At 26.5% G+C, this 22,620-nt stretch carries 18 protein-coding genes, 4 tRNA genes, 3 rRNA genes and 1 other RNA gene; all 26 read left to right on the top strand.

What is annotated here, in order from left to right:
- Positions 1 to 2: 2 nt before the first annotated feature.
- The gene (gene truA / locus ATP_RS02015) at positions 3 to 737 is read left to right on the top strand and encodes a tRNA pseudouridine(38-40) synthase TruA (RefSeq protein WP_012504518.1); all 735 of its coding nucleotides are present in this window, start codon (positions 3 to 5) and stop codon (positions 735 to 737) included.
- A gap of 20 nt (positions 738 to 757) precedes the next feature.
- Positions 758 to 1,384 carry a dTMP kinase gene (gene tmk / locus ATP_RS02020; RefSeq protein WP_012504519.1) on the top strand — a complete coding sequence of 209 codons (627 nt, stop codon included), beginning with the start codon at positions 758 to 760 and terminating at the stop codon, positions 1,382 to 1,384.
- 11 nt (positions 1,385 to 1,395) lie between these two features.
- Positions 1,396 to 2,340 (top strand): hypothetical protein, encoded by a 945-nt coding sequence (locus tag ATP_RS02025; RefSeq protein WP_158300324.1) that lies wholly within the window; start codon positions 1,396 to 1,398, stop codon positions 2,338 to 2,340.
- Between the two features lie 30 nt (positions 2,341 to 2,370).
- Positions 2,371 to 3,213, top strand: coding sequence for a 16S rRNA (cytidine(1402)-2'-O)-methyltransferase (gene rsmI / locus ATP_RS02030; RefSeq protein WP_012504521.1), 843 nt, complete (start codon positions 2,371 to 2,373; stop codon positions 3,211 to 3,213).
- A 21-nt stretch (positions 3,214 to 3,234) separates the two neighbouring features.
- Entirely contained in the window at positions 3,235 to 4,770 is a 1,536-nt protein-coding gene (locus tag ATP_RS02035) for a methionine--tRNA ligase (protein ID WP_041186084.1), read from the top strand.
- 233 nt (positions 4,771 to 5,003) lie between these two features.
- Positions 5,004 to 6,284: a glucose-6-phosphate isomerase gene (locus tag ATP_RS02040; protein WP_012504523.1), complete on the top strand. Its 1,281-nt coding sequence runs from the start codon at positions 5,004 to 5,006 to the stop codon at positions 6,282 to 6,284.
- 314 nt (positions 6,285 to 6,598) lie between these two features.
- Complete coding sequence (gene rpmH / locus ATP_RS02045) at positions 6,599 to 6,733, top strand: 50S ribosomal protein L34 (protein ID WP_012504524.1); 135 nt, start codon at positions 6,599 to 6,601, stop codon at positions 6,731 to 6,733.
- 109 nt (positions 6,734 to 6,842) lie between these two features.
- Complete coding sequence (rnpA, locus tag ATP_RS02050; RefSeq protein ID WP_012504525.1) at positions 6,843 to 7,181, top strand: ribonuclease P protein component; 339 nt, start codon at positions 6,843 to 6,845, stop codon at positions 7,179 to 7,181.
- A gap of 23 nt (positions 7,182 to 7,204) precedes the next feature.
- Entirely contained in the window at positions 7,205 to 8,923 is a 1,719-nt protein-coding gene (locus tag ATP_RS02055; RefSeq protein WP_012504526.1) for a YidC/Oxa1 family membrane protein insertase, read from the top strand.
- A 139-nt stretch (positions 8,924 to 9,062) separates the two neighbouring features.
- Positions 9,063 to 9,146, top strand: a tRNA-Tyr gene (locus ATP_RS02060).
- Between the two features lie 134 nt (positions 9,147 to 9,280).
- Positions 9,281 to 10,799: ribosomal RNA gene (locus tag ATP_RS02065) — 16S ribosomal RNA — on the top strand.
- 79 nt (positions 10,800 to 10,878) lie between these two features.
- Positions 10,879 to 10,955 (top strand) — tRNA-Ile (locus tag ATP_RS02070).
- A 58-nt stretch (positions 10,956 to 11,013) separates the two neighbouring features.
- A 23S ribosomal RNA gene (locus tag ATP_RS02075) occupies positions 11,014 to 13,878 on the top strand.
- 33 nt (positions 13,879 to 13,911) lie between these two features.
- Positions 13,912 to 14,024 (top strand): 5S ribosomal RNA (gene rrf / locus ATP_RS02080).
- The 16S, 23S and 5S rRNA genes sit together here with 4 tRNA genes alongside, the layout of an rRNA operon.
- A gap of 15 nt (positions 14,025 to 14,039) precedes the next feature.
- Positions 14,040 to 14,115, top strand: a tRNA-Val gene (locus tag ATP_RS02085).
- 22 nt (positions 14,116 to 14,137) lie between these two features.
- Positions 14,138 to 14,213: transfer RNA gene (locus ATP_RS02090), tRNA-Asn, on the top strand.
- A gap of 121 nt (positions 14,214 to 14,334) precedes the next feature.
- A complete protein-coding gene (locus ATP_RS02095) occupies positions 14,335 to 16,521 on the top strand; it encodes a polyribonucleotide nucleotidyltransferase (RefSeq protein ID WP_012504527.1) in 2,187 nt (728 codons plus the stop codon).
- Positions 16,522 to 16,582: 61 nt separating this feature from the next.
- An RNA gene (rnpB, locus tag ATP_RS02845) (RNase P RNA component class B) lies at positions 16,583 to 16,994 on the top strand.
- Between the two features lie 68 nt (positions 16,995 to 17,062).
- Positions 17,063 to 18,865 carry an AAA family ATPase gene (locus ATP_RS02100; protein ID WP_041186085.1) on the top strand — a complete coding sequence of 601 codons (1,803 nt, stop codon included), beginning with the start codon at positions 17,063 to 17,065 and terminating at the stop codon, positions 18,863 to 18,865.
- Positions 18,866 to 18,974: 109 nt separating this feature from the next.
- Positions 18,975 to 19,124 carry a 50S ribosomal protein L33 gene (gene rpmG / locus ATP_RS02105; protein WP_012504529.1) on the top strand — a complete coding sequence of 50 codons (150 nt, stop codon included), beginning with the start codon at positions 18,975 to 18,977 and terminating at the stop codon, positions 19,122 to 19,124.
- A gap of 38 nt (positions 19,125 to 19,162) precedes the next feature.
- A complete protein-coding gene (gene secE, locus ATP_RS02110; protein WP_012504530.1) occupies positions 19,163 to 19,555 on the top strand; it encodes a preprotein translocase subunit SecE in 393 nt (130 codons plus the stop codon).
- The gene (gene nusG / locus ATP_RS02115; RefSeq protein WP_012504531.1) at positions 19,552 to 20,139 is read left to right on the top strand and encodes a transcription termination/antitermination protein NusG; all 588 of its coding nucleotides are present in this window, start codon (positions 19,552 to 19,554) and stop codon (positions 20,137 to 20,139) included. Before secE ends, nusG begins: the two co-directional genes overlap by 4 nt.
- A 76-nt stretch (positions 20,140 to 20,215) precedes the next feature.
- Positions 20,216 to 20,641, top strand: a complete 426-nt coding sequence (rplK, locus tag ATP_RS02120) for a 50S ribosomal protein L11 (RefSeq protein ID WP_012504532.1) — start codon at positions 20,216 to 20,218, stop codon at positions 20,639 to 20,641.
- 56 nt (positions 20,642 to 20,697) lie between these two features.
- On the top strand, positions 20,698 to 21,393 hold the full coding sequence (rplA, locus tag ATP_RS02125) for a 50S ribosomal protein L1 (protein ID WP_012504533.1): 696 nt from the start codon (positions 20,698 to 20,700) through the stop codon (positions 21,391 to 21,393).
- A 161-nt stretch (positions 21,394 to 21,554) separates the two neighbouring features.
- Positions 21,555 to 22,043: a 50S ribosomal protein L10 gene (gene rplJ, locus ATP_RS02130; protein ID WP_012504534.1), complete on the top strand. Its 489-nt coding sequence runs from the start codon at positions 21,555 to 21,557 to the stop codon at positions 22,041 to 22,043.
- A gap of 16 nt (positions 22,044 to 22,059) precedes the next feature.
- Complete coding sequence (rplL, locus tag ATP_RS02135) at positions 22,060 to 22,443, top strand: 50S ribosomal protein L7/L12 (protein ID WP_012504535.1); 384 nt, start codon at positions 22,060 to 22,062, stop codon at positions 22,441 to 22,443.
- Positions 22,444 to 22,620 lie beyond the last annotated feature (177 nt).

Raw genomic sequence — 22,620 nt, forward strand, 5'->3', positions numbered from 1 at the left:
ATTTGAAAGATTTTAATTATAAATTAGTTTTAAGTTATGATGGCACTAATTATTATGGCTTTCAAAAACAATTGCATTTAAATACAATTCAATCTGTTTTAGAAAATGTTTTAAATAAAATTACTAAGCAAAAAAAAATTAAAATTTACGGTGCCAGTAGAACTGATAAAGGTGTGCATGCTTCAGGTCAAGTAGTACATTTTCAACTCCCATTTTTAATTCCTAATGATCATTTTCAAAAAATATTAAATTTTTGTTTACCGTCAGATATTCAAATTACCAAAATTATTTTAATTTCGAAAGAATTTCATTGTCGTTTTCAAGCTAAATCTAAAATTTATCATTATGTTTTTTCTAAAAAAAAATTAAATGTTTTTAATTATCGCTTTCAAGTTTATATTCCTAATATGGATTTTAATAAAATTAAAGAAGCAATCTTATTTATCGAAGGTAAACATGATTTTTCTTTATTTACTTCACAAAAAAGTTTAAAAAATTATCAAAGAATTATTTTTAAAGCCTTTATAAAAGAAACAAAACAAAAATATTTTTTGATAATTCATGGTAATAGTTTTATTCAACACATGATTCGTTTTTTAGTTGGTTTTTTAATTGAAATTGCTCAAAATAAAAAAACTTTATCAGAATTTAAACAAATGTTAGATTTAAAAATTAATCAAAAAGCTAGATTATTAGCACCAGCTAAAGGTTTAATTTTAAAAAAAATTTTTTATTAATTATAATAAGGAGTACAATAATGTTTATTTCTTTTGAAGGTTGTGAAGGTACAGGTAAAACTGTTTTATCTAAAAAATTAGAAAAAAAATTAATAGAAAAAAATTATTTAACAATACTTACTAAAGAACCCGGTGGTTGTTTACAAACTCAACCAATTAAAAAAATACTTTTAAATTCTTCTTTTAAAAAATTACACTGTTACACTGAGTCTTTATTATATGCTGCAGACAGAATAGAACATTTGAATCGAATTATTATTCCATCTCTTCAACAAAAAAAAATTGTTATTTGTGATCGTTTTTTAGATTCGTCAGTGGCTTATCAAGGATACGGAAGAAATTTAGGAGAAGAATTAATTTATAAAATTAATTTTTACGCTTTAAAATATTTACCTGATATTACTTTTTATATTGACATAGATCCTTTTATTGGTGTCCAACGTATTAAAAATTTTAGAAAAGAAAAATTAGATAATTTCGATTTAGAAAAAATGGATTTTCATGAACGTGTACGTGAAGGTTATTTAAATATTTTTAAAAAAAATAAATCCAGAATTATATTAATTGACGGCAATCAATCTTTAGAAAATATTTTTACAATTATTTATCAAAAAGTTATAAAATTTTTAAATATTAAGGTTAAATAATGACAATAACAATGTTGTCATTATATCAAAAGTTTAAAAAAATTATTCAAAATAAAAAAATATCTCACTTGTATTTGATTGAAGGCAACAAGATTTTAAATAAAAAAGAATTAGTTATAAAAATATCTTATGAAATTTTAAAAATTGATGATCAAAATTTAACATTAGAACAATTAACGATGACAAACATTTATCCTAATTTTTATTATTTAAATAAAAACGATTCTTTGATTAAAAAAGAAGATATTTTAAATTTAAAGTTTTATTTTTTACAAAACCCTTTTTTATATAAAAAGAGAGTTTATGTAATTGAAAATATTAATCAAATGACTTATTCGGCTAGTAATATTTTGTTAAATTTTTTAGAAAACTCATTTAATAAAAATACTCATGGTTTTTTATTATCTCATGATATATCGCAACTATTACCAACTATTGTATCACGTTGTCAAGTTTTTAGTTTAGCTTTTTCTTATGTTGCTGAAGAAAAAAAAAAATATTTGTCTTTGCAAGAAGAAGGTTTTGAATTTATAGATTGTTTTTTGATGTCTTTAATTCAACAAGAAAAAATAAATTTACTTTTTTTTAATACTTCTTACTATATTAATTTTAAAAAAACTTTTTTAAATATTATTGAAGGTTTACAAAAATCATATTTTTTAAGAACTATATTTATTCATTGTCCAATATTAAAAGAAAAAAAGGGTTGGTTTCGAGATTTATTAATTTGTTTGTTAAAATATTTCTTAGTTATTTTTTATAAAAAAACAAACATTGAATGTTTTTATAATTATGAATTATCAGATATTTTTTTGATAGATTTTTCTATAAAAAATTTAAATATGATGATAAATTTAATTATAAATTTACAAAAAAAAGAAAAATATTTATTTACTGATGAAGATTTATTTATGACTTTATTGATTGGTTTAGATGATATTTGTTTTATAAAATAATATTTTAAAATTAAAGGAAAATTAAAATTAATGTTTTTATCACAAAAAAGTTTTATAGAAATTAAACCCACTTTATATTTAGTATCTACTCCTATTGGTAATTTATCTGATATAACTTTAAGAGCTTTACAAATTTTAAAATCTGTTGATTTTATTTTAGCAGAAGACACAAGAATATCTAAAAAGCTTTTAAATTTTTATGATATTAAAAAACCTATAATTTCTTTTTATCAATATAATCAACAAAAACGTTTAAATAAAATCTTACAACTTTTGACTTCTAATCATAATTTAGCTTTAATTAGCGATGCTGGAACACCTTTAATTAGTGATCCTGGTGATTTATTAGTTCAAGAAGTACAAACAAGAGGCTTTCATACAATAGCTATTCCTGGTGTAACTGCTTTTTTAACAGCTTTTATTACTTCTTCTTTTAAATTACCTTTAATTTTTTTAGGTTTCTTACCTCGTTCACAAAATAAAAAAAAACTTTTTTTATTAAAATATCAGTTTTGCGAAGCAACTTTATTGATTTATGAATCATCTTATAGAGTATTAGAAACCTTGCAGTTGTTAAAAAAAATTTATGGCAATAGAAACATTTCTTTAGCAAGAGAATTAACTAAAAAATTTGAACAAATCATTAATACTTCATTAGAAGAAATTTTAAAAAAAGAATTATTTTTAAAAGGTGAATATGTTATAGTAATTGAAGGTTTTACTAAATCTTCTATGTTATATGAAAATTTTTCCTTACTACAACATATTCAATTTTATTTAAAACAAGGTTTTAGTGAAAAAGAATCTTTTCATAAAGTAGCTAAAGAAAGAAAAATATCCAAGAGAGAAATTTATAAAAAATATAAAATTTAATTTTTGAGGAATTATAAAAAAATGAAAAAAAAAGAAAAATTTTATCTTGCAACAGCTATTGCTTATGCTTCAGATATTCCTCATGTTGGCAATGTGTATGAAGTTGTTTTAGCTGATTTTTTAGCTCGTTTTAAAAGATTAGAAGGTTATGATGTTTATTTTCAAACCGGAACAGACGAACATGGTCAAAAAATATTTCAAAAATCAAAATCTAAAAATCAAAAACCACAAACTTATGTTGATTATTTTTCTCAAGAAATTAGAAGAATTTATGATTTAATGAATGTTAGTTATGATAAATTTATTAGAACTTCTGATGAAAATCATAAAAAATCAGTACAATCAGTTTTAGACAAATTATATCAAAAAAAAGATATTTATTTAGGAAAATATGAAGGATTTTATTCTGTTATTGAAGAATCTTACGTGTTAGAAAAAGATTTAGTAAATGGATTGACTAAAAGTGGTGAAATTCCCATATGGAATAGTGAAGAAGTTTACTTTTTTAAATTATCTAAATATCAAAAAAAATTATATGATTTTTTAAAAAATGATAGTGTTTTAATTAGGCCAGTTAATAAAAAACAAGAGATTTTAAATTTATTAAAAGAACCTTTGCCTGATTTATGCATTACTAGAACTTTTTGTAAATATGGTATTAATTTGAATTTTAATTCACAACATTTTGTTTATGTTTGGGTTGATGCTTTGTTAAATTATATAACTGGTTTAAATTATCATCCAGATTTACCTAAAAGTAAAGAATTTTTAAAATATTGGCCTTGTGATATTCATATTATAGGTAAAGATATTATACGTTTTCATTTGGTTCATTTTTTAATTTTACTGATATCATTAGAATTGCCTTTGCCAAAAATTTTTTTTGTTCATCCCTTTATTTTATTTGATAAAAATAAAATGAGTAAATCTAAAGGTAATGTTTTATATATTGATGATTTATTAAAAACTTTTTCAGTCGATACAATTCGTTATTTTATGTTACACGAAATACCATATAATCAAGATGGAAATATTACGCATGAATTATTAAGAGAAAGACATAATACTGATTTAGCCAATACTATAGGTAATTTGTTAAATAGAACTTTAGGAATGTTAAAAGCTTATCGTAATGGTCATTTAAAAAAGGTTATTCTACCAGAAATTTTAGAAATTGATTTATCTAAAAAGTCTTTGGAAGCTTTACCATTAATACAAAAAAAAGTATTTAATTTTCATATTTCTGATGCTATAGAAGTTATTATACAATTAGCTCGTTTTTCTAATAAGTACATTGATTTAGCTAAACCTTGGATTTTATTTAAAGAATCTGATAAACAAGATGTTTTAGATCATGTTTTATATAGTTTAATAGAAACTTTAAGATTTATTGGTGTTTTATTACAACCTTTTTTGCCTACTACAGCTAAATCTATTTTAAAACAGATTAAATCTGAAAATAATACCTTTGCTAGTTTAGAAATTTTTGGTGTTACTGAAAGTAAAACAATATTTTCAAAAGAAATACTTTTTATTCGCTTTGAGGATAATAATTAATTTTTTAATTTTAAATTTTTATATATTGAAATTTTTTTATTTATAAATTAATTTTCAAAAAATATAATAGATGATGCTTAAAATTTTTTAATTATATTTTTTATATTATAATAAATGATAGTTGGATTTTTTTATTTATTATTTTTTTAAATATAAATGTTTATATTTTTATTTTTATAATATTTTAAAAAAATAAATGTTTTAATGTTTTAAAGGAGTTTTTTTAAAATTATATGGGATTAAAATTAGATTTATCGGGTATAAAAAAATTTATTAATTTTGAAAAAGAAAGTCAGAAATTAATATCTAAAATTAAGACAATTCATCAAAATATGCAAAATAAAAGAGGTGTTGGAAAAGATTTTTTAGGTTGGTTAGATTTACCTTTTAAAGTTAATTCTCAAGAAATTATTAAAATTAATCAAATTAAATCTTATTATAATTTAGAAGTTTTAATAGTAATTGGAGCAGGCGGTTCTTATTATGGCGTAAAAGCTGGTTTAGATTTTTTAAAATTTGACTTTGTGTCATCTAATCCTCAAATTATTTTTGCAGGTTATCAAATATCAGGTTTTTATTTATCTAATTTAATTAAATATTTAAAAAACAAAAATTGGGCTATTAATGTTATTTCTAAATCAGGTAATACTATTGAACCGGCTATTGCATTTCGAATTTTAAAACAAGAATTAGAAGTTAAATTTGGTAAAAAAGAAACTAAAAAAAGAATTTTTGTAACAACTAGTAAAAATAAAGGGAATTTATTTAAATTAGCTTTACAAGAAGGATATGAAGTTTTTGATGTTCCAGAATCTGTCAGTGGACGTTTTAGTGTTTTATCTGCTGTAGGATTTTTACCTTTTATTTTTGCTAATATTAATATAGAGAATATTTTAAAAGGTGCTAGAGATGCTTTTTATGATACTAGTAGTTGTGAATTATCAAAAAACCTTTCTTATCAATATGCAGTTTCTAGATTTTGTTTATATCAAAATAAAAAACATATTGAATTATTAGTTAGCTATGAACCTAGTTTAATTTCTTTTACTGATTGGTGGAAACAATTGTTTGGGGAATCTGAAGGTAAAAATGGTAAATCTCTTTTTCCGTGCGGTCTATATGCTACTTCAGAATTACATTCTTTAGGACAATATTTACAAGAAGGTCCAAAAATTTTTTTTGAAACTATTTTAAATGTTAAAAATATACCCGATGATTGTTTGATTCCTGATGTATTTAATGATATTGATAAATTAAATTATTTATCTAATAAAAGTTTATCTTATGTAAATCAACATGCTTTAAATGCCGTTAAGATTGCTCATATCCAAGGTAATGTACCTAATATAGAAATTACTTTTGATTATTTAGATGAATATCATTTTGGTTATTTAGTATATTTTTTTGAAAAAGCTTGTGCTCTTTCTGCTTATCTTTTAGAGGTTAATCCTTTTGATCAACCTGGAGTAGAAAATTATAAAAAAAATCTTTTATCTTTGTTAGGTAAAAAATAATAAAATTTATTTACCTATCTACTTTGTTATGAATTTAAAATTTTAATTAATTTATTTTTATAAAATAAAAAAATTTAAAAAAAGAGTAATCATTTATTTTATTATTTTTGTATATAATATTACTAATTATTGATTAGAAAAATTTTTTATAATAAAAATTTAATTAAAAAATATATATTAAAATATAATTTTTAATTAAATTTTAAATTATTATCAAAAATATATTTTAAAAAATATTTTTTAATTTATTTATTGTTGACAAATAAAAAAAATCTAGTTATAATTTAAGAAAAAGAGGTACGGGATTATTTTGTATGAAAAGAACATATCAACCAAGTAAAATTAAAAGACAAAGAACTCATGGTTTTAGAGCTAGAATATCTACTATCGGGGGTAAAAGAGTTATTGCCGCAAGAAGATCTAAAGGACGTGTGCGTTTAACGGTTTAATTATTAAATATAAATATTATAATTATTAAAATTTTTATTTATATTTACGAGGTATTTATAATTTAATAATTTGTTTATAATTTATTAAAATTAATCTAAATTTGAAATTATGAAAAAAAAATTTATTATTAAAAAAGATATTGATATTAGCAATATTTTAAAATTAAAAAAAAGCATTGGTAATCCTTTTTTTGTTTTATATTATTCTAAAAATAAAAATCAAACACATTTTAAATTTGCTTTAAGTATTGGTAAAAAATATGGTAAAGCTTATGAAAGAAATTTAATTAAAAGACGTTTAAGAATGATTATTCACGAATTTCATATTTTAATTGATTTTAAAATATCTTTTGTTTTAGTTATCAAGCCTAAAGCTAAAAATTTAACATTTCAACAAATTAAAGAAGATTTTTTTATTTTATTAAAAAAATCTAATTTAATAATTTAAATTTAGTTAGGAATTAAAATATTATGCCCAAACAAAGCAGTAATTTTATGCAAACTATTTTTTTAATATTATTTTTCATTATTTGTTTTATTTTTATAAGATATATATTTGTTAAACCAGAACCAAAAGAAAATTTACTTTATGTGGCTGCTGTTTTTAAAAATAAAGATAAAATGTCAGAATTTAGTCAAGAATTGAAAAAATTGCATTCTTTAGAACCACATTTATCTAAAGAATATGATATTCAAAAATTATTCATAGACCAACAATATTTAGATGTTTTTAAATTATATACTAATAATCAAGAACAAAATATTCAAATTAAAAAGTTAACAGAAAGTCAAGAACTTCTTAATAATATTAAAATCGAATTTGAATATAAAGAAGATGATAAAACAGCATCTCAATCTGTTTTTATTATTAAAATTATAGATATTCAAAGTAAAATTCAAAATATTATTAAATTTGATAATGAATATAATTTTAATTATTTTTATTTTGATTTGCAAAAAAACTTTCCTCCAGAATCCAAAGATTTTCAAAAACAACAAAATAAAAACGCTAATGATGTTAAGGATTTTTTTACTGTTTTAATGGGAACTAATTATAAATATATTGTTGAGGAAAAATATAAGAAATATTTTGATATAAGCGAAAATAAAGACTTTTTTTTAAAATTTTCAAATAGTAACAATAATAAAAAATTTGAATCACTTTTAAGTCAAGAATTGTTTAATAACGAAAAAAAAGAAATTAATTCTCACGATTTAAGTATATATAATCAAATTATTAAGCAAGTTGTGGCAGGTAATAATAATCCTCCCCACTTAATTGCAAAATTAAAATTTAATAATGATATTTATTTTGATTTTCCAATATTTGTTAATAATTCTGGATATTTACCTATCCAATGGCCTTCTAAATTAGATTGGAGTGGTAAATTAGGTTTTTATTATATTTGGAATGTTTTGATAATTTCTATCGGTTTTTTTCTATACATTTTTTCTTACATTTTTGGGAATTTAGGTTTTGGTATTATTTTAACTACTATTTTAGTTAGAACTTTATCTTGGCCAATTTATACTAAAACCAGTACTTTTACATTAAACATGAGTTTAGTACAACCTGAAATAGATAAAATTAGAGATAAATATATTTTAAAAAAAGATCCTGTTTCTATTCAAAAAATGCAATTAGAAACTTTAAGGGTTTATAAAAAATATAATATTGGTTTTTTAGGTATGTTTACAACATTTTTACAAATACCTATTTTTATATCTATGCTGACTACTTTAAATCGTTTTCGTATTCCTGGAGGTATTTTTAATTTAGATAATAAATTTTTAGATAAAACACCATTTTTGGGTTTTATTAAATTATCAGCTTCAACAACTAATGACAATGATATAAGAGATATTTTAATTAAAATTTTACTTTCAACTTTTGTAGGTATTACTATGATTATTTTAAATAAGATTAGTTTTAAAAAACCATTTTATTTACAAAATAAATCTTATACTGTTTTAAATATAGAAGAAAAAGCTAAAAGAGAACAAACTGAAAAAAGTTTTAAAATCGTTAGTTATTTCATGGTTGCTATTATGGTGTTTGCTGCCTTTAATGATAATGTTTTATCTTTATATTGGTTGGTTGGTAATACTTATACTATTTTTCAAACTGTTTTTAATCGTCAACAAATGGAAAAAAAATATTATTTGTTAAAACAAAAAAATTATGAATAAATTCTGTAATTAAGTATTTATTATTTTATATTTTTTTTAATAATTTATTTTTTACAAAAAAAAATATAAAAAAATTTGATTTTTATTTTTTAATATGGTAAAATTTTAATTGGTTTTGAATTAATTAGAATTTTTTTACGGAGGGGTAGCGAAGTGGTTAAACGCAGCAGTCTGTAAAACTGTTCCGCAAGGTACGATGGTTCGAATCCATTCCCCTCCACCATTTTTTAATTTTTTTTAAATTAAAAAAAATTAAAATATTTTGTTTAGTCTTTGACAACTGAAGATGATAAAAATTTATTACATTTATAAATTTAATTAATTTATCTTATTTTAATTAATTAAAGTTTTTGATTTTATATTAAGAGTTTGATCCTGGCTCAGGATGAACGCTGGCGGCGTGCCTAATACATGCAAGTCGAACGGAAACTTTTAGTTTCAGTGGCGAACGGGTGAGTAACACGTAAGTAACCTGCCTCTTAGACGAGGATAACAGTTGGAAACGACTGCTAAGACTGGATAGGAAGTTTTAAGGCATCTTGAAACTTTTAAAAGACCCGCAAGGGTATGCTAAGAGATGGGCTTGCGGCACATTAGTTAGTTGGTAAGGTAACGGCTTACCAAGACTATGATGTGTAGCTGGACTGAGAGGTTGAACGGCCACATTGGGATTGAGATACGGCCCAAACTCCTACGGGAGGCAGCAGTAAGGAATTTTCGGCAATGGAGGAAACTCTGACCGAGCAACGCCGCGTGAACGATGAAATATTTAGGTATGTAAAGTTCTTTTATTAAAGAAGAAAAAATGATGGAAAAATCATTCTGACGGTATTTAATGAATAAGCCCCGGCTAACTATGTGCCAGCAGCTGCGGTAATACATGGGGGGCAAGCGTTATCCGGATTTATTGGGCGTAAAGGGTGTGTAGGCGGTTTAATAAGTCTATGGTATAAGTTCAACGCTTAACGTTGTGATGCTATGGAAACTGTTTGACTAGAGTTGGATAGAGGCAAGTGGAATTCCATGTGTAGCGGTAAAATGCGTAAATATATGGAGGAACACCAGTAGCGAAGGCGGCTTGCTGGGTCTTAACTGACGCTGAGGCACGAAAGCGTGGGGAGCAAACAGGATTAGATACCCTGGTAGTCCACGCCGTAAACGATGAGTACTAAGTGTTGGGTTAAACCAGTGCTGAAGTTAACACATTAAGTACTCCGCCTGAGTAGTACGTACGCAAGTATGAAACTTAAAGGAATTGACGGGACTCCGCACAAGCGGTGGATCATGTTGTTTAATTCGAAGATACACGAAAAACCTTACCAGGTCTTGACATACTCTGCAAAGCTATAGAAATATAGTGGAGGTTATCAGGGATACAGGTGGTGCATGGTTGTCGTCAGCTCGTGTCGTGAGATGTTGGGTTAAGTCCCGCAACGAGCGCAACCCTTATCGCTAGTTACCATCATTTAGTTGGGCACTTTAGTGAGACTGCCAATGATAAATTGGAGGAAGGTGGGGATTACGTCAAATCATCATGCCCCTTATGACCTGGGCTACAAACGTGATACAATGGCTGTTACAAAGAGTAGCTGAAGCGTGAGTTTTTAGCAAATCTCAAAAAAACAGTCTCAGTTCGGATTGAAGTCTGCAACTCGACTTCATGAAGTCGGAATCGCTAGTAATCGCGAATCAGCATGTCGTGGTGAATACGTTCTCGGGGTTTGTACACACCGCCCGTCAAACCATGAAAGTTGACAATACTCGAAACCAGTAGCCTAACTTGCAAAAGAGGGAACTGTCTAAGGTAGGGTCGATGATTGGGGTTAAGTCGTAACAAGGTATCCCTACCGGAAGGTGGGGATGGATCACCTCCTTTCTAAGGAAAATATCATCTTCAGTTGTGAAAGACTTAAAAAAGTTTTTTATTTTTTAAGATAAAAATAAATAATGGTCCGGGGCCTATAGCTCAGTTGGTTAGAGCACACGCCTGATAAGCGTGAGGTCGATGGTTCGAGTCCATTTAGGCCCACCAAAGTATTTATCTTAAGAAAACAAGCTCTTTGAAAAGTAGATAAATTAAGGTTAAAAGAATTGAAGAAATTAAGGGCGCACAGTGGATGCCTTGGCACTAAGAGACGATGAAGGACGCAATTAACGGCGAAACGTCACGGGGAGCTGTACATAAGTGAAGATCCGTGGATTTCCGAATGGGGCAACCCGCTATGTTAAAAACATTAGCATCTTTGTTTTATAACAAAGAAGAAAACGCAGTGAACTGAAATATCTAAGTAACTGCAGGAACAGAAAGTAATAACGATTCCGCTAGTAGTGACGAGCGAACGCGGAACAGCCAGATACCATATTTAGTTATAAAATTTTAATGAAGTTGAAGTTTTTGGAAAAAAACACCACAGCGGGTGATAGTCCTTTAAACGTAAGTTAAAATCTAAGGTATCAAAAAGTACGGCGAGACACGAGAAATCTTGTTGGAATATGGGAGGACCATCTCCTAAGGCTAAATACTCCTTAAGTGACCGATAGTGAACTAGTACCGTGAGGGAAAGGTGAAAAGAACCCCGGAAGGGGAGTGAAATAGATCCTGAAACTGTGTGTCTACAATTAGTCAAAGTTCGTTAATGAACGATGGCTTGCCTTTTGCAGAATGAACCGGCGAGTTACGATATGTAGCTAGGTTAAGTTTTAAGGAACGGAGCCGTAGTGAAAGCGAGCCTTAATAGGGCGATTCAGTTGCATGTCGTAGACCCGAAACTGAAGTGAGCTAGCCATGAGCAGGTTGAAGTTTAAGTAAAATTAAATGGAGGACCGAACCAGGACACGTTGAAAAGTGTTTGGATGACTTGTGGCTAGGGGTGAAATTCCAATCGAACTCAGAGATAGCTGGTTCTCCCCGAAATAGCTTTAGGGCTAGCGTTGATTAAATATTTTAATGAAGGTAGAGCACTAAATGGGCAAGGGCTTCACCTCGAAGTACCAAACTCAATTAAACTCCGAATGTTATTAAAGTAAGTCAGCAGTCAGACTGTGGGTGATAAGGTCCATGGTCAAAAGGGAAAGAGCCCAGACCGTCAGCTAAGGTCCCAAAATTGATGTTAAGTGGAAAAGGAAGTAAAGATGTTTAAACAACTAGAAGGTTGGCTTAGAAGCAGCCATCCTTTAAAGAGTGCGTAATAGCTCACTAGTCGAATGACTTTGCGCCGAAAATGTAACGGGGCTCAAACATCATACCGAAGCTACGGATAAATAAAATTTGATAATTTTATTATATGGTAGGGGAAGCGTTCTGACATCGCTGAAGCTATAGCGGAAGCAGTAGTGGAGAGGTCAGAAGTGAGAATGCCGGTGTAAGTAACGAAAAGATAGGTGGGAATCCTATCCGTCGAAAACCTAAGGTTTCCAGGGGAAGGTTCGTCCGCCCTGGGTTAGTCGGGTCCTAAGGTGAGGGAGAAATCCGTAGCCGATGGCAAACAGGTTCAGATTCCTGTACTAGTTAATAAACTGATGGAGGGACAAAGTAGGCTAAACGCACCTCTTAATGGATTGAGGTAGAAAGACCAAGTTTGAGAAAATAGGCAAATCCGTTTTCTTATTAAAAACAAGGTTTGAAGGTAACGTGTTTGATGTCAGACTTTCAAGAAAAGCTTCTAGGGTTAATTTATTAACTACCCGTACCGCAAACCGACACAGGTAGGTAGGTAGAGTATACTAAGACGCGCGAGAAAACTCTTGTTAAGGAACTCGGCAAAATAACTCCGTAACTTCGGGATAAGGAGGGCTTTTAACAAAAATTTAAAAGCCGCAGAGAATAGGCCCAAGCGACTGTTTATCAAAAACATAGGTCTCTGCTAAACCGTGAGGTGATGTATAGGGGCTGATGCCTGCCCGGTGCTGGAAGATTAAGAGGGGATGTTAGTTGTTTTACAACAAAGCATTGAATTGAAGTCCCAGTAAACGGCGGCCGTAACTATAACGGTCCTAAGGTAGCGAAATTCCTTGTCGGGTAAGTTCCGACCTGCACGAAAGGCATAACGATTTGGGCGCTGTCTCAACAAGAGTCTCGGTGAAATCAAACTGTCGGTGAAAATGCCGACTACCCGCGACAGGACGAAAAGACCCCATGGAGCTTTACTGCAGCTTAATATTGATTTTATAATTAGAATGTACAGGATAAGTGGGAAACTGTGAACAAAAGACGCTAGTTTTTTGGGAGTTAACGTTGGGATACCACTCTTTTTATTTGTAAAATCTAACCTCCACAAGTAGATTGTGAGGGACAGTGTTTGGTGGGCAGTTTGACTGGGGCGGTCGCCTCCTAAAAAGTAACGGAGGCGTTCGAAGGTTCCCTCAAAATGGTTGGAAATCATTTGAAGAGCATAAAGGTAAAAGGGAGCTTGACTGCGAGACCTACAAGTCGAGCAGGGACGAAAGTCGGACTTAGTGATCTTGCGGTACCGTATGGAAGGGCCGTGACTCAACGGATAAAAGCTACCCTGGGGATAACAGGCTTATCACTTCCGAGCGTTCATAGCGACGAAGTGGTTTGGCACCTCGATGTCGGCTCATCGCATCCTGGAGCTGAAGAAGGTTCCAAGGGTTGGGCTGTTCGCCCATTAAAGCGGAACGCGAGCTGGGTTCAGAACGTCGTGAGACAGTTCGGTCTCTATCCGTCGTGGGCGTTGGAAATTTGAAAGGAGCTGTCCCTAGTATGAGAAGACCGGGATGGATATACCTCTGGTGTTTCAGTTGGTTTGCCAAAGCCATAGCTGAGTAGCTAAGTATAGAAAGGATAAATGCTGAAAGCATATAAGCATGAAGCCTCCCTTGAGATGAGATTTCCCTATGAGATTCCTGAAAGACTATCAGGTTGATAGGCTAGAGGTGTAAGAACAGCAATGTTTTCAGCTGACTAGTACTAATAAATCCATTGACTTTAATTTTTTTAACCCATTTATCTAGTTTTGAAAGATTTTCCTGGTGCTTAAGTTAAAAAGGACACACCTGTTCCCATCCCGAACACAGCAGTTAAGCTTTTTAACGCCGACAATAGTTCGATTTTTCGCGCCAAGATAGGTTGTCGCCAGGAAATGCTGAAAATTATAGAGGATTAGCTCAGCTGGGAGAGCGTCTGCCTTACAAGCAGAATGTCGGCGGTTCGAACCCGTCATCCTCTACCATCAACAAATAGAAAATTTAAAAGCCTATGTAGCTCAGTTGGTAGAGCATCTGACTGTTAATCAGAGGGTCCTAGGTTCGAGCCCTAGCATAGGCGCCATATTTTTATATAGTTTATACATTTTTCAATTTTTTAAGACCTTAAGGTCTTTTTTATTTTTAAAAATAATTACAAATATTTTGCATAAAAATTAATTATTATTAAGGGAAGGATTTTGAATATGGATTTAAATACTAAAAATAATAATAAAAAAGTTTTTGAAATTATTTTTGAAAATAACGTTTTAAGAATTGAAATTGGTGAAATATCAAGACAAGCTAATGGATCTGTAATGTTATTTTATAAGGATACTGTTATTTTAAGTGTTGCTGTTTGTGGAGATAAAAAAAATTCTTTAAATTTTTTACCTTTAACTGTTAATTATCAAGAAAAATTATATGCTGCTGGTAAAATACCTGGAGGTTTTTTAAGAAGAGAAGGAAAACCTTCGGATCAAGAAATTCTTTGTTCTCGTTTAATTGATCGTACAATAAGACCATTATTTTCTAAAAATTTTAAAAATGAAGTTCAATTGATAAATATGGTTTTAAGTAGTGATCCAGATGGCAACAACGAAAATATTGCTTTATTAGGTAGTTCTTTAGCTTTATTAATTTCTGATATTCCTTTTTTTGAACCAGTTTCTAGTGTTTGCGTTGGTAAGATTGGTGATAATTTGATTATTAATCCTACATTATCCCAAAGAGAAAATTCTTCATTTTTTTTAATTTTAGCAGGAACTAAAGATAGTTTGAATATGGTTGAAATGAGTTCTAAAGAAATTAGCGAAAATAATTTTTTAGAATCTATTAAGTTTGGTCATGAAATTATTAAAAAACTTTGCTTGTTTCAAACAGAAATTGCTAATCAAATCGGTAAAACCAAAATAAAAATTCCCTTACATAATGTTAATAATTTATTAGAAGTAGAAATAAAAGATAAATATTTTTCTGAAATAGAGATGATTTTAAAAAACAAATGTAATGTTAATAATGTAAAAAAATCTGATATTTTAAAAAAATTAAAAGAAAATGTATTAGAAAATTATAAAGAAAAATTTTTAAATAATAAAAAAGATAATTTTAATTTACTAGATTTAGAAAATCAAAAATTATATTTAAATGAAGTTGAGATTATATTTGATTTTTTAGTTAGAACTATAATTAGGGAAACAATTTTGAAAGAAAATATTAGACCTGATGGAAGAAATTCTTCAGAAATTCGATCAATTACATCTCGTATTGATATTTTACCTAGAACTCATGGTTCAGCTTTGTTTACTCGCGGAGGAACTCAAAGTTTAGCTATTGTTACTTTAGGAACTTTAAGAGAAAGTAAAATTATTGATGATTTATCAGATGAAGTTGATAAACGTTTTATGCTTCATTATAATTTTCCTGCTTTTGCTGTTGGTTCAGTGGGTAGATATTTGGCCCCCAGCAGAAGAGAAATAGGGCACGGCATGTTAGCAGAAAAAGCCTTAGAATGTGTTTTACCATCTGAAAACGATTTTCCTTATTCTATTCGTGTAGTTTCAGAAATTTTAGATTCAAATGGTTCATCTTCTCAAGCTACTATTTGTGCTTCTTCTATGGCCTTAATGTCTGCTGGAGTACCTTTAAAATCTTTAGTTGCAGGAGTAGCTATGGGTTTAATTGTTGATGATATTGATAAAATAAATCATTATACTATTTTAAGTGATATCGAAGGGTTAGAAGATTATCAAGGTGATATAGATTTTAAAATTGCTGGTACTAAAGTTGGTATTACTGCTTTACAATTAGATATTAAAATTAAAGGCATTACATTAGAAATTTTTGAAAAAGTTTTAGAACAAGCAAAAAAAGATAGAATAAAGATTTTAAATGAAATGGAAAAAGTAATTAATAAGTCTCGCAATGAAGTTTCCAAATATGCTCCTAAAGTAAAGATGATTTTAATTAAACCAGAAAAAATACGCGATATTATTGGTAGTGGTGGTAAAATAATTAATCAAATTATTGAAAAACATGATAATGTTAAAATTGACATTATGCAAGATGGAAAAATTTATATTATGCATCAAAATATGGAAATTGTTGATTTAACAGTTACTTACATTCAAAATTTTTTAAAAAAAATTAAAGTAGAAAATGTATATGAAGTAAAAATTTTGCGTTTTGTTAAAGATAAAATGGATAAAACATTTGGAGCTATAGCAGAAATTTTTCCAGGTATTGAAGGTTTTATTCATATTAGTAAATTAGAAAATTATAAAGTTGATAAAGTTGAAGATGTTTTAAAAATAGGTCAAATTATTTTAGTAAAATGTATTAAAATTAATGAACGCGGTCAAATTGATTTATCCAAAAAAGATGTATTTAAATAAAAAATATATAAATATTTTAAAATTTATTAAAATTTATTAAAATTAAAATAGTTACCAAATTAATAGAAGGCGATCGAGGGTTAAAATTAATTTTTAAAATTATTTTAATTTTAGGAAAGTCCATGTTAGCACATACTTAAAGGAATGTATGTAGTGTTTGTGTCTAAGAAAAAAATAACTTAGAGTACCTTAAATTTATTAGGTAACGGCTTTTTCAATTCTAAGGACTATATATAATACAAACAATAGTTTATGAAAAGAAAAAATAAAGTGCCACAGAGACGAGATAATTATAAATAATTATGTGAAACGCGGTAAACCCCTCAAGCTAACAACCCAAAATATGGTAGGGGCATATGAGAATTAATAATTCCTTTTGAAAAATAAAGTTAATTTTTATACTATTTTTTTAAAAAATAGAGATAAATGATCGCACTTGTTAAAAAAACAAGAACAGAACATGGCTTATGCATATTATTTGGTACTTTTATTATTTACATATTTTATTTAAAAAATATAATATAGTTTGGATAAATTATATATGAATTTAAAAAAAGAAGAAAGAAATAAAAAAATTAATTTTTATTTTTATATTATTAGTAAAATTTTATCATTTATAGTAAATTTATTATTTATTGTTGCTATAATTATATTTTTATATCAATTTAATAATAATAATCCTTTAATGAATAACAATGAAGTATCTTGGGTGGAAAAACATTTAGTTAAAGATGAAACAAATAATTTAGACAATATTCAAGGCTATGAGTATGTTAAAACAGAAATGGACAAATTGGTCGAATTTGCTAAAGGAAATAGAGATGAATCAACTATCGAAAGAGGAATTTTATTATATGGTCCTCCAGGCACTGGTAAAACATTTTTAGTAAAGGCTTTAGCTGGTTCAGTTAAAAAATATGCAGATTTTTATTATTTTTCAGCCTCTTCTTTTCAAGAAAAATATGTAGGAGTTGGTGCAGCTAGAATTAGAAGTGTTTTTGAATTAGCTAAAAAAAAATCTATAGAAGATAAGAAAAAAACTTATTTTATTTTTGTTGATGAAATTGATGCTCTTGGTAAAGACAGAGTTTTTGACGATAATAGTAAAAATGATTCTGTTTTAAATGAATTATTAGTTCAATTGGATGGTTTTCATGATAACAATAACCAAAATGAACCCAAAGTAGTATTTATTGCATCTACTAATAGAGAAAAATTTTTAGACGAAGCTTTAACACGTTCAGGGCGTTTAGGTAAAAAGATTAAAGTAGATTTTCCTGATAAAATAATGATTAAAAAAATTATTGAATATTTTATTGAAAAGGATGATGGTATAATTAAAGAAATTTTTTCTAAATTAAAAAATGAAAATGAAACAGATTATTCAACAAAAATAGAAGATTTATCTTCTTTAATGGTTAAACTTAAATTTACTCCTGCACAAATAAAGTCATTATTTAAAAATTTTAAAGATTTATTATTAAAAGAAGTAGAAAACAGCAAAAACTTAACATTAGTTGAAATAATAGATAAAATTTTTGAATCAATTGATACAGTTATTTTTGGTCCTAAAAATTCTTCAGCATTAGAAAATAACGACAAAAAAATATTAATTTTTCATGAATTAGGCCATGCTTTTTTCGCTTTAATTAATGAACACAGAGTTCAAAGAATTTCTTTAGAACAAAGAGGGCCTGTTCAAGGATATACTATGAATGTTCCTAAAAACAAAAATATTTTAAAAAATAAAACAGATTTTTTACAAGAAATAAAAATTGCTTTAGGTGGTAGAATTTTTGAAGAAATATTTTATGGTTCGGAAAATATTACTTTAGGATCTGCTAATGATTTTCAACAAGCTTACCAAATAGCTTATTCTATGGTTGCTGATTTAGGAATGTCGGTAAATCAACAAGAAAGAGACAAATTAATAAAAGATTTTTCAAAAATTTCTAAAAAACAGCAAAATTCTGAAACGTTAATTGCAAATAATGAAAGTATCAAAGAATTTTCAAAAAATTTAAAATTAGGTAGCGGCTTTGAAGATATTAAAAATATTGTTTTACAGAATAAAAATTACGATTCCAATATTCGTTCATCAATGATGGAAATTATTAGCTTTTGTTATTTTCAAAATATTTTAGATTTTTATAAGAAAATTATGAATGTTTCATCAACTTCAAACACAAACAACCAAGAAAACAATAATGATGAAATAATACAACAATTTGCAAATGACTTTGAAAAGAAAAAAAAAGAAATAAATCAGAAAGTTATAAATATTAATTCTATCAATTTAAATGAACAACAAATAGAAGAAATTTTAAAAAACATTTTAATATAAAATTTTAAAAATTATGGTAAAATTTATTAAGAAATGTTTTAAATTATTTTGAATTTAAAAAAATATATCAATAGTTTAAATTTTTAATTTGTTTTATTTAAGAGGTTTTATGGTAAAAAAAAATATTTTAATTTGTAGTATTTGTTTGAATCGTAATTATAATACAAAAACTAATAGTATTTACATTTCCAAACGTTTGATTTTGAAAAAATATTGCCCTAATTGCAATCGACATACTTTACATAAAGAAAATCAGTGATAATAAAAAATTAAGAGAAAGGGATATTATGCATTTATATGATATATAAAAAAAACGAAGAACAATCCAAAAATCAATTATTAGAAGTTATCATAAACAAATATGACTGGAAAAAAATTTTATTATTTTATGTTTCTTTTATTTTTATCGGTATATTTCTGGATCAAAAAATTTATGAAAAAAATAAATTATTAGCTTATTTTTTATTTGGAGTTTCTTTTTTTACTCTTGTATTAGGAATTTATCCTTTTTTGAAAAGTTCTTTATTAAAAATTAAGCATATCAGTTGGCCTTCTATTCAAGATATTTTTTTTAATATTTTTTGTGTAATTTTGTTTACTTTAATATTGATTTCTATGGTGTATTTATTTGATAAATTTATTCATAAATATTTATTTAAATATTTATCGGTTTTAATAAATTCAAAATGATAAATTTAAAAAAAATATTAGAAAAAGAAAAAGATGAAAATATTAAACAAGAAGCCAAATGGTACATCTTGCAAACTTATTCTGGTTGTGAAAATTCTGTAAAAAATAATTTATTACAAGTAGCTGATAGTATGAATATGTTAGATTCAATTATTGAAGTTGTATCTCCTAAAGAATTTTATACTGAAGTTAAAAATGATGGCAAAAAAAAGAAAAAAGAAAGACATATTTATTCTGGTTATATTTTTATTAAAATGATTATGACTCAACGTTCTTTTTATTTAGTTAAAAATGTTCCTAGAGTTAATGGTTTTTTAGGCTCTTTAAATAATCATACAAAACCTGTTCCTTTAAGCGAAAGAGAAATAAAACCAATTTTAATGAAAATAGGTATGCTTTCTAAAAATGATCTTAATTATTTAAATGGTAAAAATGTAGAAATAATTTCTGGTTCTTTCTCAGGCCAAATATGTAAAGTTTTACATGTTGATAATCAGCAAGAAAAAGTAACTGTTGAAATTGATTTATTCGGTAGGTCAACACCAATAGAAATTTATTGTTCTCAATTTAAAGAAATTAATTAAAATTTAATTAATATTTTTGATTAAAAATAAAATAATAAAAATTTTTAGTAATAAAAAAGGATGATATATATATATTATGGCTAAACAAGTTGTTAAAAAAATAAAACTGCAAATTCTAGCTGGTAAAGCTAATCCAGCTCCACCCGTTGGTCCTGCTTTAGGTCAAGCTCAAGTTAATATTCCTTCTTTTTGTTCACAATTCAATGAAGCAACAAAAGATCAAGCAAATTATTTGGTTACTGCAGTTATTTCTGTTTATAATGATAGAAGTTTTACTTTTATTATAAAAACACCTCCTGCAAGCAGTCTTTTAAAAAAAGCTGCCAATATTAAATTAGGTTCTGCTAATTCAAACAAAAATAAAGTAGCAACTATTAAATTTGATCAGATTAAAGAAATAGCAACTTTGAAGATGCCAGATTTAAATGCTTATACTTTAGAAAGTGCTTGTAAAATTATTGAAGGTACTGCTCGTAATATGGGAATTATAGTTGAAAAATAATTAAGATAAAAAAATAGTATATTTTGTTTATTTTGTTTAAGAAAGGAATTGTATAAATGAAAAAAAGAGGAAAAAAATATTTGTCAGTTAAAACAATGGTTGATAAAAATAAATTATATTCTCTTCAGGAAGCCATTGAATTAATTAAACAAATTAGTACAGTTAAATTTGATGCTTCGGTTGATTGTTCTTTTAGGTTCAATATAAATCCTAATAAAGCTGATCAAAATATTAGAGGAGTTATAGTTTTACCTCACGGCATTGGTAAAGTTTTAAAAGTAGCTGTTATTGCTAAAAGTAATGAAGCTCAAGAAGCAGCGAAAAAAGCAGGAGCAGATTATATTGGAGAACAAGAATTAATTAATAAAATTTCTAAAAATTGGTTTGATTTTGATGTTTTAGTATCTACACCAGAAATGATGCCACAATTATCCAAATTAGGACGTGTTTTAGGTCCTAAAGGATTAATGCCTAATCCAAAAACAGAAACTGTGACTAATGATGTTTTTAAAGCTGTTCAAGATATTAAAAATGGTAAAGTTGAATATCGTACAGATAAAACTGGTAATATCAATTTAATGATTGGTAAAATTTCTTTTTCTGCGCAACAAATTTTAGAAAATTTTAAAACTTTATATGAAAATTTAATGTTGGCTAAACAAAATATAAAAAATTTACATATTAAAAATATTAGTATTTCAAGTACTATGTCACCTGGAGTTAAAATTAATCCAATTTTTGCTAATAAATAATATTTATTACAAAAATAATAATGTGTTAAAGAAAATAGGAATTTTTAATTAATTTAATATTTCCCTATTTGGGTAATATTATTTAAAGTTTCATTTTTCTTTGTCGGAATATAATATTTTTTATTTGAAAAAAATTTGTAAAAAATATAAGGAGAAAGAACTTGAAATTAATTATTGCAGAAAAAATTAAAGCTGTAGAACAATTAACTGATAAATTAAATCAAGCTAAAACTGTTATTATTTTTGAATATACAGGAATACCTGTTAGTTTTTTTACAGAATTACGTTCGGAATTAAGAAAATCTGATTGTGAAATGAAAATATATACTAATAATATTATGAAAAGAGCTGCTAAAGCAACTAATTATGATGGTTTAATTTCTTATTTTAAGGGTAATAAGGCTTTGGTTTATAGTTCAACAGATTTAATCAGTCCTGCCAAAATTATTTATGAATTTTCTAAGAAAAATTCTATGATTAAAATTATTTCTGGAGTAATTGAAAATAAAGTAGCATCATTGGATGAAATTAATTCTTTAGCTTCTTTACCTTCAAAGGAAATATTGTTAACTATGTTGGTTTCCGGCATGATGACACCATTAATGCAGTTATCAGCTTGTCTTTGTATGTTATCAAAAATAAAAAAATAGGAGAAATAATAAAAAAATGGCTAAATTAACAAAAAAAAATTTTATTGATTCTTTACGTGAAATGTCTTTATTGGAAGTTAAAGAATTAGTTGATGGTTTAAAAGAAGAATTTGGAATAGATCCAAATGCTTTATTTGTATCTGGTTCAAATCAAGATAATAACAAAATTCAAGTAGAAGAAAAGACAGAATTTTCAGTAATAGTGAAAGATTTTGGTGATAGTAGTAATAAAATTCCAATTATTAAAACAGTAAAAGAAATTACTGGTTTTGGGTTATACGATATACAAAAATTATTAAATACTCCTGATGCGGTAATTCAAGAAAAAATTTCTAAAGAAAAAGCAGAAGAAATTAAAAATAAATTAGAATTAATTGGAGCTGTCGTAGAAATTCAATAATTTTTAGTTTTTAATATTTATTATATTTTATAATATTTAAAATTTTATTTTATTTTTATTTAACCTTTCAGAAGGTTTATTTAAATATAAAACAAAATTTTTATTTTTTTAGATGATAAAAAATTATTTGATTATTTTTTTTGAATAATAATAATTTAATAATTTAATAATTTATAG

The organism is Candidatus Phytoplasma mali (assembly GCF_000026205.1).
Lineage (GTDB): Bacteria > Bacillota_I > Bacilli_A > Acholeplasmatales > Acholeplasmataceae > Phytoplasma > Phytoplasma mali.